Origin of the sequence: Streptomyces sp. HUAS 31 (assembly GCF_028198125.1) — a bacterium.
GTDB lineage: Bacteria > Actinomycetota > Actinomycetes > Streptomycetales > Streptomycetaceae > Streptomyces > Streptomyces chartreusis.
The window spans coordinates 7,560,547-7,573,428 of the sequence record NZ_CP116353.1 but is presented as its reverse complement, the minus strand read 5'-3'; the positions used below and the strand labels follow the sequence as shown (position 1 = coordinate 7,573,428).

Annotated in this window: 12 protein-coding genes; 6 read left to right on the top strand and 6 right to left on the bottom strand. The window is 71.6% G+C overall.

The features are described 5' to 3' along the window. The 4 genes from PGH47_RS33610 to PGH47_RS33595 all read left to right on the top strand — a co-directional run bounded on the left by PGH47_RS33610 (position 1) and on the right by PGH47_RS33595 (position 3,574). Complete coding sequence (locus tag PGH47_RS33610; RefSeq protein WP_271668213.1) at positions 1 to 681, top strand: response regulator; 681 nt, start codon at positions 1 to 3, stop codon at positions 679 to 681. 48 nt (positions 682 to 729) lie between these two features. Then, positions 730 to 1,332 (top strand): TetR/AcrR family transcriptional regulator, encoded by a 603-nt coding sequence (locus PGH47_RS33605; protein WP_271666509.1) that lies wholly within the window; start codon positions 730 to 732, stop codon positions 1,330 to 1,332. Between the two features lie 61 nt (positions 1,333 to 1,393). Next, positions 1,394 to 2,815: a hypothetical protein gene (locus tag PGH47_RS33600; RefSeq protein WP_271666508.1), complete on the top strand. Its 1,422-nt coding sequence runs from the start codon at positions 1,394 to 1,396 to the stop codon at positions 2,813 to 2,815. A gap of 36 nt (positions 2,816 to 2,851) precedes the next feature. Beyond that, complete coding sequence (locus tag PGH47_RS33595; RefSeq protein WP_271666507.1) at positions 2,852 to 3,574, top strand: hypothetical protein; 723 nt, start codon at positions 2,852 to 2,854, stop codon at positions 3,572 to 3,574. Here the strand turns inward: PGH47_RS33595 and PGH47_RS33590 are convergent. Next, positions 3,561 to 3,986: an NUDIX hydrolase gene (locus PGH47_RS33590; protein ID WP_376054109.1), complete on the bottom strand. Its 426-nt coding sequence runs from the start codon at positions 3,984 to 3,986 to the stop codon at positions 3,561 to 3,563. The two genes, PGH47_RS33595 and PGH47_RS33590, sit on opposite strands and share 14 nt — an antisense overlap. A 93-nt stretch (positions 3,987 to 4,079) precedes the next feature. Further along, positions 4,080 to 4,841, bottom strand: coding sequence for an isocitrate lyase/PEP mutase family protein (locus PGH47_RS33585; RefSeq protein ID WP_271666506.1), 762 nt, complete (start codon positions 4,839 to 4,841; stop codon positions 4,080 to 4,082). A gap of 150 nt (positions 4,842 to 4,991) precedes the next feature. Between PGH47_RS33585 and PGH47_RS33580 the strand changes: the two genes are divergently transcribed. After that, a complete protein-coding gene (locus PGH47_RS33580; RefSeq protein ID WP_271666505.1) occupies positions 4,992 to 5,657 on the top strand; it encodes a hypothetical protein in 666 nt (221 codons plus the stop codon). Positions 5,658 to 5,681: 24 nt separating this feature from the next. Here PGH47_RS33580 and PGH47_RS33575 read toward each other — a convergent pair whose 3' ends face one another. Further along, a complete protein-coding gene (locus PGH47_RS33575; protein ID WP_271666504.1) occupies positions 5,682 to 7,370 on the bottom strand; it encodes a DUF2264 domain-containing protein in 1,689 nt (562 codons plus the stop codon). 69 nt (positions 7,371 to 7,439) lie between these two features. Beyond that, positions 7,440 to 8,468 carry a rhamnogalacturonan acetylesterase gene (locus tag PGH47_RS33570; protein WP_271666503.1) on the bottom strand — a complete coding sequence of 343 codons (1,029 nt, stop codon included), beginning with the start codon at positions 8,466 to 8,468 and terminating at the stop codon, positions 7,440 to 7,442. Between the two features lie 158 nt (positions 8,469 to 8,626). Between PGH47_RS33570 and PGH47_RS33565 the strand changes: the two genes are divergently transcribed. Further along, positions 8,627 to 10,291 (top strand): rhamnogalacturonan lyase B N-terminal domain-containing protein, encoded by a 1,665-nt coding sequence (locus tag PGH47_RS33565; RefSeq protein ID WP_271666502.1) that lies wholly within the window; start codon positions 8,627 to 8,629, stop codon positions 10,289 to 10,291. 7 nt (positions 10,292 to 10,298) lie between these two features. Here the strand turns inward: PGH47_RS33565 and PGH47_RS33560 are convergent, their stop codons facing one another. Next, positions 10,299 to 11,711 carry an RICIN domain-containing protein gene (locus PGH47_RS33560; protein WP_271666501.1) on the bottom strand — a complete coding sequence of 471 codons (1,413 nt, stop codon included), beginning with the start codon at positions 11,709 to 11,711 and terminating at the stop codon, positions 10,299 to 10,301. A 1-nt stretch (position 11,712) separates the two neighbouring features. Continuing rightward, entirely contained in the window at positions 11,713 to 12,804 is a 1,092-nt protein-coding gene (locus PGH47_RS33555) for a glycoside hydrolase family 43 protein (protein WP_271666500.1), read from the bottom strand. Between the last annotated feature and the right edge of the window lie 78 nt (positions 12,805 to 12,882).

Genomic DNA, 12,882 nt, shown 5'->3' with positions numbered 1-12,882 from the left:
GTGGCCGAGCCGTCGCCGCGCGTGCTCGTCGTCAACGACCAGACGCTGATCCGCACCGGCTTCCGGCTGATCCTGACCGCGCGCGGCATCGAGGTGGTCGGCGAGGCCGCGGACGGCGTGGAGGCGGTGTCGCTGGCGCGTGAACTCGGCCCGGACGTGGTGCTGATGGACATCCGCATGCCGAACATGGACGGCCTGGACGCCACCCGCCGCATCCTCCGGCAGGCCCCGGACTGCCGGGTGCTGATGCTCACCACCTTCGACCTGGACCGCTACGTCTACACGGCACTGTCGATCGGGGCGAGCGGCTTCCTCCTCAAGGACGTCACACCCGAGCACCTGGCGGCGGCCGTACGTCTGGTCAGCACCGGCGACGCCCTGCTGGCCCCCTCCATCACCCGCCGCCTGGTGGAGCGCTTCGCCACGGACCCCGCCACCCGCACGCCCGGCGTCCCCGCCGACCTGGCGTCCCTCACTCCTCGCGAACGTGAGGTCCTGACCCTGCTCGGCCGGGGCCTGTCCAACACCGAGCTCGCCGCCCGTCTCACCCTGAGCGAGGCCACGGTGAAGTCCCACGTGGCCCGTATCTTCGCCAAGCTGTCGCTGCGGGACCGTGCCCAGGCCGTCGTCCTGGCGTACGAGACGGGGCTGGTCAGGCCGGGTGCGACCGGCGACCACTAGCATCCTGCCTAGTCGCTTTAGGTTTCCGCAGTCGAAGGACGCACTCCCATGGCCCGCGCAGGACTCACCGCCGACCGCCTCACCGCGGCCGCCGCGGAGCTCGCCGACGAGGTGGGCTTCGAGAACGTCAGCCTGTCCGCGCTGGCCCGTCGTTTCGGCGTGAAGGACGCGAGCCTGTACTCGCACGTCCGCAACCTCCAGGACCTGCGCGTCCGCCTCGCCCTGCTGGCGGGCGGCGAGATGATCGACCGGATCGCCGCGGCCGTGGCGGGACGCGCCGGCAAGGACGCGCTCGCCGCCTTCGCGGACGCCTACCGGGAGTACGCCCTGCAGCACCCGGGCCGGTACGCCGCGACCCAGATCCGCGTCGACCGGTCCCTGGTCGCCGACTCCCCCGCGATGCGCCGCACCGCCGAGATCACCTACGGCATGCTCCGCGCCTACGGCCTTCAGGAGCCCGACCTCACCGACGCGGTCCGTCTGCTGCGCAGCACCTTCCACGGCTACTGCGCCCTGGAGTCCACCGGGGCGTTCGGCGCTCCCCGGGACGTGCGCGAGTCGTGGGACCGCGCGATCGACGCCCTGCACGTGGCTCTGGCCAACTGGCCGCGCGGCGGGCACCACCGGCCATTGCCCCAGGTGCCACGCTGACCACTTAGACTGGAAGCTTCGCGGAGTTCGCACGCCGCCGCCACGGGGGAGGGAGCGCGTCTTGTCCCAACAGCAGCTCGGACGCGGCCCCTTGAGGTCCCGTCGGCCCGATCCCGCACCCCCCTCCCCGGACGCGGACGACCCGCACACCTCGCCCCCGGCACGCTTCGTGGGCTGGCTCGGGGGCCTCGGCGCCGCGGCCGCCGGATACGGGGTTTTCCAGTTCCTGTTCAGTGTCCTGCCCGATTCCATCGACGGCTCGGCCGCCCGGTATCTGATCTCCGGGGTCAGCGGGCTCGGCACCTTCGTGGCGGCCTGGCTGGCGGCGGGACTGCTGCGGGCGCGGACGGCGGCCGACTCCGCGCCCGCTCCCACCGTGGGGCCCGGCGCGATGGCACCGGGCGCGCCCGGCCCGCTGCCGGTCGTGTTCGCCACCGCCTACGACACCCTCGTCGAGCAGGTGTCCGTGGTGGAGGACCCGCAGCACGGGCGGCTCACCGGCTGGCCGCACTCCCTCGGCGAGGACACGCCGTCCCGGCCCACGCCCGTCGGCACCGCCTACGGCCTGCACATCATGCTCGACCTCGGCGTGCCCGAGGGACGGCTGAGCACCGGCGAACTGGTCGACACGCTGTGGCGGCTGCGGCTTCCCGACGGCGGCTGGTCGGCGCGCTCGCAGGGCTCCGAGGCGCGGCCGGAGGTCACGGCGCTGGTGCTGGGGGCGCTGGCCCGCGCGGGTGCGTCCCCCGAGCGGCTGGCGGCCGAGGTGGAGCACTGCGCCGACGGGTTCACCCGCCGACTCGACCGCGCCGGGCGGGAGTCCACCCATGTCGTGACGACGGTGCTGCGCGGGCTGCTGCGGGCCGCGCCCCGCTCCGAGGTCCTGCCCCTGCTGCGCGAGGCCCTCGCCGACGGCGCGATCAGCGACCCGCGCCGCGACCATCTGCGCTGCTGGGGCTACCGGCTCCAGCCGCCGTACGGCAGGCCGTCGCCGCTGCACACCGCGCAGGCCGTCGTCGCCCTGGACCGGGCCGCCCGGGTGCTCGGCGAGGACGGCGACGCGCGCGCCGAACGCGCCCGTGCCGCGCGTGAGGACGGCATCCGCTGGCTGCTGTCGTGCCCCGACGCGCCGCACGACACGTGTCCGGACCTGGCGAACCTCCACGAGGAGGTGCGCCGGCCCCGCACCGACGACCCGGCCCGCCACGAGGTGCTGAACGTACGGCACTTCACCGCGTCCTGGCTCGCCCGCGCCCTGCTCACGCCGAGCGCGCTGGAGATTGCCCGCGCGGAGGGCCTGGAGGACGAGCTCCGGGTACGGCTGGAGGGGGCGGTCGCCGCGGTGTGGGCGGGGCAGACGGACGGCATCTGGCTGTGGGCGCGGGACGAGGCGACCGAGCGGCGGCGGCCGATGTGGATGACCTATCAAGGTCTTTCGGCGCTGCGTGCGCATGCCGTATGGATGTACCAGCCACAGGGCTGAAGTCGGTTGATTAGAGCGGGCGTTGGAGGATGGTGCATGGGCGGTCGGCAGGTCCTGGCGGCACGGAGGCTGCTGACCGGGGCGCTGGACGGTGAACTGCCCGAGCACCGGCTGGTGGCCGCGGCCCGTGCGGTCGTCACCGAACTCGGCTCACCCGAAAGGCTGTTGGAGCTGGTCTCCGAACTCGCCTCGGGCGAGGCGGATCCGGACGCCCGCGCCCGGCTGTCGTACCGGCATGTCCTCGGCTTCGACAAGCTGCTGCTGATCGACGGCGGACCGCGTCAGATGCTGCGCGCGCACGTCTGGCATCCGGGCGCGGGCGCGATCGGCAAGGAGGACATCCACAACCACCGTTCACCACTGGCGTCCTATGTCGTACGGGGCCGGCTGGCCATGGAGCTGTACGAGGTCGGCGACGGCGGCATCGCTGCCGCCCGCTACGAGGAGTCGCTGGCGGAGCACTCGGCGAGCTGGGTGCTGGAGCCGGCGGGGCCGGCGCGGCTGCGGCTGACGCATCTGGGCCAGTACGCGGCGGGCAGCTCCTACGCCCTGCCCGCGCACACCCTGCACCGGGCCTGGTGCGACACGGACCGGCCGACGGTGACGCTGTTCCTGGAGACGGGCGCCGAACGACGGCCGCACACCGATGTGTTCACGGCGGCGGGCCCGCATCCGGGCGCGGTCGCGAAGGTGCCGTTGGGGACGGCGGAATATCTGGCGGCGCTGCGGGACCTCGCGGAGCAGCTCAGAACTCTGTGAACGCCTGCCGGACGATGTCGAGGTTGTACTCGTCGATCTCGACGCTCGTCAGCTCGGCGCGGGCGAGCCAGGCGTGGTCCTGGTCGGGCTCGGGCAGGGTGATCTCCCCGGTCAGGGGCCGGACCAGGAAGTTCTCCTGCCAGTTCTTGATCTCGTGCCCCCGGTAGTCGCTCAGGAAGGAGGACTCGCCGACCTTGCGGACGATCTCGCCGAGCAGTCCGGTCTCTTCCTTCAGCTCCCGCAGGGCGCCGTCCACGGCACTCTCACCGGGCTCCAGTTTTCCGCAGGGAACGCCCCACACCCGGGGCAGGAACCGCTCCTTCTCGCTGCGGCGCACCAGAAGCACCCGCTGTCGGTCGTCCATCACGACGGCGGCCGCCAGACGCCTGTCGCCGGGGATGTCCATGGTCATGGTTCCTCGGTCCCTCGCCGGTGATGAGTCCAAAGGGTGTGATACCCGCGAAAGAGTCAAGGCTAACAGGAACCTACGGCTCGTCGCTGTGAGTCACACCTCGCCCCGACGGCTGAGCGCGTCCACGTCGCCGTACGACGGGGCCGCCCCGCGCGGTGTGCGCCCCTCGCGGATGTCCAGTGCGGTCTCTACCGCCGCGCCCAACGCCCGCCGGTAGAGCAGCGAGCCGAGGCTGACCCGCCGGACGCCCAGGTCTGCGAGCCGGCGAAGGGTGGGGCCGGCCGGGTCGTAGAGGATGTTGAGGGGGACGTCGAGATGCTTCACCAGGGCGGTGATCTCGCGGGGTTCGGTGAGCCCGGGCACGAACACGCCGTCGGCGCCCGCCTGTTGGTAGGCGTCGAGCCGGGCCCTGATGTCCGTTTCCCCCTTCCCGAGCCAGTGCGTGTCGGTGCGCGCGTTGACGAAGAGGCCGGGTGCGGCCGCCTTGACGGCGGCGATCTTCGCGGCGTGCAGCGAAGGTGAGCCGAGACCGTCCTCCAGGTTGATGCCGACGGCCCCCACGGCCACGAGTTCCCGGGCGAACTCCCCCACCTCGTCGGGGTCCTCGCTGTAGCCGTCCTCGGCGTCCACGGAGAGGAGGTACGGTCCCGAGCCCAGCGCGAGGGCGAGGCGCAGGGTCTCGTCGCGGGTGGCGGACGCCCCGTCGGGCAGGCCCACGGCGGCGGCGACGCCGAGGCTGGTCGTGCCGACCGCGCGGAAGCCCTCGGCGGCGAGCGCCCCGGCCGAGGCGTGGTCCCAGGCGTTGGGGAGCAGCAGGGGCTCCTCGCCTCGGTGGAGTTCGGCGAAGGTGGTCACGACGGTCTCCCTGTGCGTCGGCGGTCCTCGTTCCGGTTCCGACGCTAGGCCCCGGTCACTTCGGTGCCGGCCGAAGCATGGGGCGCGGGCGAGTGAACGTCGTAGTGTTGCGGTGATCATCATCGTGGCGAGTACGACTCGGGGGAACGCATGACCATTCACCGACCGGGGCTGCCGGGGGACCTTCCGGCCGGCGAGGTGCTGTGGGCGCGGTGGGCGCTGATCGCCGCCGTCGAGGCGACGACCGAGAGGGAGGAGACGCCGACGGTTCACAGGAGTGGCCACTGGATCGACGAGGACGGCCTGCACTGGGACGACTGCGGCTGTACCTGGTGGGTCATGTCGCGGATGGGCGAGGGCCGGTACGTGCTCTACGGCGAGGACGAGTCGAGCGGCGTGAAGTGGCACGAGCCGCCGATCGACATGCTGGCGGGCGGCCCCGACTGGCTGCCCTACGAGGAGCTGCGCGACCGGCTCGAAGGCTACGAACTGGGCTGCGTCTACTGGTACGAGAACGAGGCCTGGAGCCGGGCGCCCTATCCCGACAGCCTCAAGGACGACGGCCTGGACTGCGGTCTGAGCGACTTCGTCGACCGTGCCGCCCTGCTGAGGGACCTGGCGTGCCACATCGACGGCACGCTCCCCGGTCCGGGCGCGGCCGACCTGCTGGCCGACGCCGAGGCATACCGGCTGGACGCGCGGCTGCTACTGGAGCGGCTCGGCTCCACCGGCCCCGACGGCGATCCTCGGGACCTGCCCGCCGTCGCCCGGTCGCTCGACCGGGCGGGTCTCTCCGGGCGGGCCACGGCCATGTGACGCCGTCGCGGTGCCCGGCCGTGCTCAGGCGGTGACGCCGACGCCCTCGCCGTCCGTCAACCGGGCCAGGACCTCGTGGCCGTCGCTCCAGCGCACGAGGATCCCGTCCCCACCGTCCGGCCGCACGGTCACCAGGTCGTCCAGCGGCGCGGGTTCCGGTTCGGCGGTGAGGCGGGCGAGGGCGACGAAGAGGGTGGGGCGGTCGCTGGTGACGCCGGTGAGGCCGGCGTCGAGACCGGCGGCCGGCCGGAGTTCGGCACGGAACCCGTCCCGCGCGGCCCAGCCGGAGACCCGCACCGGCGTCCCCGGCCGCGCCCCCGCGACCAGATGGGCCCGCACCTCGACGGCGCCCCGCGCGAGCACCACGCTCGTGACCCGCACCCCGTCGCCGACCGAGTGCCGCGAGGCCGCCCAGCCCTCCCCCACGCCCAGCGGCACGATGTCCGTGCGGCTCGGGTCGTCGCCGACGATCACGCTGTTGTCGTGCGCGGGTGCGGGCCGCGTGGCCGTCGAGTAGGCGAGGCGGGTGTAGTGCGGGTCGTAGCGGACGTCCTCGCTGCCGTGGTTGTGGAGGCGGACCACGCCGTCCGAACTCGTCGACTGCAGGAGCCAGTTGGGGGCCTGGATCGCGGTGACCGCGTCGACGCGCTCGGCGGGGCCGGGCTCCTCCCGCGCCGTCCAGACCTCGTGGTCGGCCGGGAGGAGCAGGCCGAGGAAGCCCTTGCTCGCCCAGTAGGGGGACGCCGGGCCCGAATAGCCTTGCAGGACCGTCTCGTCGGGGCCGTGCCAGCCGAGGGTGAGCAGGCCGTTCGCGTCCACGGCGCCGCGCTCCAGGAAGTACTTCAGAGCGCCCGAGGCCAGTCGGCGCGTCTCCCCCGGCCGCAGCGGGGTGCGGCCGGTGAGGGCGCCCAGCCACAGCGGGGCCGTGGTCGCGAAGCGGTAGGTCAGGGAGCGGCCCTGGTGCAGCGGGGCGCCGTCGCCGCCGAACAGGCGGGCGTAGTCCTCCAGATGGCGTTCGAGTCGCCCGCCGTACAGGTCCAGAAGGCGTTCGTCGCGTGCGAGCCAGGCGTGCAGCACCGGGTACAGGTGCATGGCCCAGCCGTTGTAGTAGTCGTACTTCCGGCCGTCGCCGTCGGTGTACCAGCCACCGCCGACGTACCAGTCCTCGATGCGCTCCAGGCCCCGCTCGATCGCCTTGCGGGACGCTTCGGCCTCGTAGCCGGCCTCCTGGAGGAAGCCGCCCACCGTCACCGGGAACAACTCCCAGTTGCAGGGCCAGGCTTCGGCGGTCAGCGCGTCCCCGAGCCAGGCCGCCGCGCGCTGCCGCACCCCGTCGTCCAGCCGGTCCCAGAGCAGGGGCCGGGTCAGCCGCAGCGCGAGAGCGATCGACGCCGCCTCGACCAGGGGCTGGCCGCGGTCCTCGATGCGGGGCCAGACACCCGCGACACCGGCCGCGAGCCCGTCGGCGTAGCGCTCCAGCGCCGTCTCGTCCTGGCGGAACGCCGCCGTCAGCAGCGTGCGGGCGTAGCCCTCAAGACCGTCGGAGAGGCGGCCCGACCAGCTCTCATGTTCGCCCGGGAGGTGGTAGAGCGCACGGTCCTCGGTGGCGTACGGCTCGACCGCCGCGAGCAGGGAGTCGGCGGCGGCCTCCCAGTGGGCGCGGGTGTAGCCGGTGCGGGGGCTGCGGGTGCGGTCGTCCGGGGGCAGGTCCATCGCTCTCTTTCCGTGCGGCTCGGTCAAGGCCTGGGGCGCCCCGGTTCCGGTCGGGACGCCCCAGGGGTTTCATCCCACCCGCACCAGGCCCTCGGGCACCAGATGCCGGGAGACGAGTTCTTCGCGGACCAGGCTCGCGTACACCGTGGCGCCGTGCACGGAAGTGTGCGTGTTGTCCCGTTTCTCGTTGTAGAGGTACAGCGCCTTGGAGCCCTCGACGCCGAGGGACTCCACCAGCGCCTTGGTCTTCGCCGTGAGGTCGATCAGAGGGACGTCGCGGGCGGCGGCGACCGAGCGGATCACCGCGGGATGGTCCACGCCCAGGCCGTTCACCAGCAGCGCGGTGCCATTGTTCAGCGTGCCGTCGGAGTTGAACCAGCGGCGGACGATCGGCGTCACGAGCACCGGCTCGCCTCCCCTCTCGCGCACGCCCGCCACGAGTGTCTCCAGGTTCGCCCGGTACGTCGCCTCGTCGGTCGTCTTGTCGTTGTGGGCGAGCTGGATCAGCACCAGGTCGCCGCGACGGACCAGCGGCCGGACGGTGGCCCACAGACGGGCGTCGGCGAGGTAACTGACCGTGCTCTCACCGGAGTCGGCGTGGTTGGCGACGGACAGGCCCTTGCGGAGGTACTGCGGCAGCTGCTGGCCCCAGCCGGCATACGGGTCGCCGGGCTGGTCGCAGACCGTGGAGTCGCCGACGAGGAAGATCCGGCGGGCGTGGCGGGCCGGGGTGACCTTGACGTCGGCGAGTGCGGGGGCCGCGCCTCCCAGTCGCAGGTCCAGGCCGGGAGTGCCCTCGGCGCCGGTCGGCTCGCCCTCCGGCGTACGGACGTCCACGGTGAAGCTGCGGGCGGTGCGCTCACCGGCCGGGACGGACGTCTCGGGGAGCAGGCCCCGGCGGGTCTCGCCCGCGATGCTCGTGCTCGACGCCGTGTCGCCGCCGAGGACGACCTTCACGTCGTAGCTGCCTGGCGGGACGTCGAAGTGGCAGGCGGTGGCGGTGCAGTTGGCGAAGGTTTCGGCGGCCCGGGCCGGTGCCGCGGTCAGCACACCGCCCACGGCGGCCGTCACCAGTACGGCGACGCTGAAACGTCTCATGCGCGACTCCTCTCGCTCGACTCGACAAGCGCTTTCTAGATCTGAATGCCAGTTCAGAGAACCGCCCAGCCCAAGCTCTGCGCAAGCCCTTTCGCGAAATCGATTCAACTGCCACTCTGCACAACACCCGCACCCAGACTCCGAAGGAGGCACCCCCCATGTCCGGATCCCAGGGAAGATCCGTTCGCCGCCGCACCTTCGTCCTCGGCGCCACGGCCGCGGCCGGCACCGCGGCCCTCGCCGGCACGGCACGCGCCGCGGCCTTCGGCTGGAGCGACGACGGCTCGAACTACGTCGTCGACACCGGCGCCGACCTGGTCTTCAAGGTGAGCAAGACCAACGGCGACCTGACCTCGCTGATCTACCGGGGCACCGACTACCAGGGCTACGGCGGCATGAACTCGCACATCGAGTCCGGCCTCGGCACCTCCACCGTGTCCATAGAACAGTCCGGCACGACGATCCTGATCTCGGTCGCCCACGGCACCCTGCGGCACTACTACGCGGCCCGCAGCGGCGAGAACAACATCTATCTCTGGACCGACAAGGCCGACACGTCCGTCTCGGCGACCCGCTACATCCTGCGTGTGAAGAAGGGCCTGTTCCTCAACGACGAGCCCGACTCCTACACCTACGCGCCCACCACCGTCGAGGCCTCGGACGTGTTCGCGAAGCCCGACGGCCAGACCCGCTCGAAGCACTACTCCGGGCTCCGGGTGATGGACTACGACCATGTCGGCTGGACGGGCGGCGGCGTCGGCCTGTGGATCGTGCGCAGCAACCACGAGAAGGCGTCCGGCGGCCCCTTCTACCGCTCGCTGCTGCGGCACCAGAGCGCGGACGGCGGCGGCCTGTACGAGATCCTCTACTACGGCCAGAACCAGACCGAGGCCCAGCGCTTCGGCCTCCAGGGCCCGTACGTCATCGCCCTCACGGACGGGGGCGCGCCCTCCTCCTCCCTGTTCCCGGGCACGCTCACCACTTCGTGGGCGGACTCGCTCGGCATGTCCGGGTACGTCGGCGCGGGCGGGCGCGGCCGGGTGGCCGGAGTCGGGATCTCCGGGCGGAACACGGCGTACCCGTACACGGTCGGACTCGCCAACTCGGACGCCCAGTACTGGAGTTCGGCCCGCGCCTCGGACGGCTGGTTCTCCATCGGGGGTGTGCTGCCGGGGACGTACACGCTCACCGTCTTCAAGGGCGAACTGGCCGTGTACACGGGCTCGGTGACGGTGACGGCGGGTGGCACGACCACCCTCAACACGATCGCGATCCCGTCCTCGAACGACCCCGGCAACGCGAGCGCCATCTGGCGGATCGGCGACTGGAACGGCACACCGGCCGGCTTCAAGAACGCCGGACTGATGACGTACGCGCACCCCTCCGACGTCCGCGCCGCCTCCTGGACGGGCAACGTGGTCGTCGGCAACGACGAGACGGCGTCCTTCCCCTGCTACCTCTGGAAGGACGTCAACAGCGGGATCCTCGTGTACTTCAAGCTGACGGCGGCCCAGGCGGCGGCCGCGCACACCCTGCGGATCGGGGTGACGACGGCGTACGCCAACGGCCGGCCCCAGGTGACGGTGAACGACGCCTGGACGTCCGCGATCCCCTCCCCGCCGACCCAGCCGGGCACCCGGTCGCTGACCAACGGGTCCTACCGGGGCAACAACCACACCTTCACGTACAGCGTGCCGGCGTCCGCCTGGCGGACGGACACCGGCCAGTACAACGTGCTGCGGATCGACGTGGTGAGCGGTTCGGGGACCACGGGCTATCTCAGCGCGGGCACGGCAATCGACGCGATCGACCTGCTCGCCTGACGGCATCTCACGACCCGCGCGTCCACTGCTGATTGGTGCCGCCGTTGCAGGTGTAGGTGATGATCGCGGCGGAGTTGGCGGTGGACGCGCCGTTCACGTCCAGGCACTCGCCGCTCGCGCGGGAGACGACGGCGACATAGGAGCCGCTGGTGGTGACCGACCACTGCTGGGCGGTGGATGAGGCGTTGCAGTTCTCCTGCGTCACCGTGCTCGCGTTCTCCTGGACGCACAGGGAGCTGTGCCGGGTCATCAGCTGGTGGTAGCCGCCGCCGACGGACTTGAACCAGTACTTCTGGTTGGTGCCGCCGTTGCAGTCGTACTGCTTGAGCTGGGCGCCCTGCCACTGCGACTGGCTGGTGACGTCGGCGCAGCGGCCGCTGTGCCGGGCGACGAGGGTGTTGTAGGTGGCGCTCGTGCCGCTGATCGCGCCGGTGGCCGTGTCGACGGTGACCTCCGGGGACCAGGACATCGACATCGACGTCGAGGAGGGGAAGGTCAGCGGCAGCCAGACGTAGCGGGAGTCGTTGACGGTGCCGCCGAAGGAGTTGCCCCAGCGGTCGCCGAGGTAGAGGTACGAGGTGGTCGAAGTGCCCTGCACGGGGAGGACGTACGCGGTCTGTGAGCCGTAGGTGGTGGAGTCGCCGACGTTCGTCATCGCGGTCCACGGGCCGGCGATGTCCGTGGCGGTGGCGTACTGCTGCTGGTTGGGGCTCCAGCCGGTGGCGCCCGAGGTCAGCATGAAGTAGACGCCGTTCCGCTTGAACAGGGCGGGGGCCTCGCGGTGGCCGCCGTGCCAGGGGTCGGCGACCAGGGCGGCGATGCCCGTGTAGTCGCTGGTCAGGCGGTAGATCTGGAGGTCGTAGTTCTCCCGGGCCGCGGAGATCATGTAGCCGGTGCCGTCGGTGTCGACGAACACCGTGATGTCGCGGGACATGTGCTGGCCGAGCGGACGGAAGCTGCCCTGCCAGGTGTAGTTGCCGTCGACCGTGTCCGATACGGCGACGGCGGCGCGGGCCTCGCTGTAGTCGGTGCCGTTCTCCTTGTGCATCCACATGACGAACTTGCCGGTGGCGGCGTTGTACATGACCTTCGGACGCTCGATGTTGGCGGTGGCCAGCTCGGCGGCGCTCGACTGGGTCAGGACGTGGTTCCTGAACTCCCAGCTCTTCAGGTCGGTGGAGCGGTAGGCGTCCACGTAGCGGAAGGTGTTGTCGGCGTTGCGGTGCTCGCCGAACCAGTAGTAGTACGAGCCGACCTTGAGGACACCGCCGCCGTGGGCGTGCACCGGGTTGCCCGAGGTGTCGGTGAACTGCGTGCCGGTGGTGACGGTCTGGGGCGCCGCCTGCGCGGGGCCCGCGGTGACCAGGGCGCCGGCCAGGGCCAGGCAGAAGGCGAGCAGAACCGCGTACGCACGTCTCATCTCACTCACTCTCCTTTACGGTCGCGGCGGTCGTGTCCGCCGCGGTGTCCGCCACGGGTACGCCGAAGTCCGGGGTGCCGTCCGGGTGCCAGCCCAGGCGCTGGACGCGGGTGTGGCGGTTGGGGTCGTTCAGGGGATCACCGACGATCTCCTTGTACTGGCGGGCGTGGTACACGAGCACGTCGCTGCGGCCGTCCTCGGCAACGGTGAAGCAGTTGTGGCCGGGACCGTACTGCTTCGTGGTCTCGTTGCCGGTGAAGACCGGGGTCGGGGACTTGGACCAGCTGCCCGGGTCCATGAGGTTGCTGCCGGCGTCGGCGGTGAGCATGCCGACGCAGTAGTGGTGGTCGGTGGCGGAGGCCGAGTAGGTCAGGAAGACGCGGCCGTTGCGCTTGAGGGCGTAGGGGCCCTCGTTGACCTTGTAGCCGACACACTCCCAGTCGTACTCCGGTGTGGACAACCGGATCTGAGGTCCCGTCAGTGTCCAGGGGTTCGCCATCTCGGACAGGAACAGGCCGGTGTTGTTGTCCATGCCCGGCTCGTGCTGCGCCCAGCAGAGGTAGCGGGTGCCCCGGTGGATGAAGGTCGTGGCGTCGAGGGAGAAGGTCTCCCAGGCCGTCCTGACCTGCCCCTTCTCCACCCAGGTGCCTTTGCACGGGTCGGGGTGGGAGTTCTCCAGGACCCAGATGCGGATGCGCCACACGTCCTCGGCGGGCGCGGCGGCGAAGTAGACGTACCACTTGCCGCCGATGCGGTGCAGCTCCGGCGCCCAGATGTGGGCGGCCATGTCGCCGGTGGGGTGGGCCCGCCAGATGACCGACTCGGCCGCCGTGGACAGGCCGCCCAGGGTGCGGGAGCGGCGCAGGACGATCCGGTCGTACTCGGGAGCGGTGGCCGTGAAGTAGTAACGGCCGTCCGTGTGGCGGTGGATGTGGGGGTCGGCGCGCTGCCGGACGAGGGGGTTCTCGTAGGGCGCCGGCTCGGGGGCGGCGTGGGCGATGCCGGGGACGGCCGTGAGGGCGCCGGCGGCCGCGGCGCCCTTCAACAGCAGTCTGCGGCTGGGGATTTCGGGCAGGTCGTGTTCGCGGCTCATACGGACTGCCTCTCGGGGACACATGGGGGATGTGTTCGAAATCACGGACGTGATCTGTCATTACGAACGCCGAAAAGG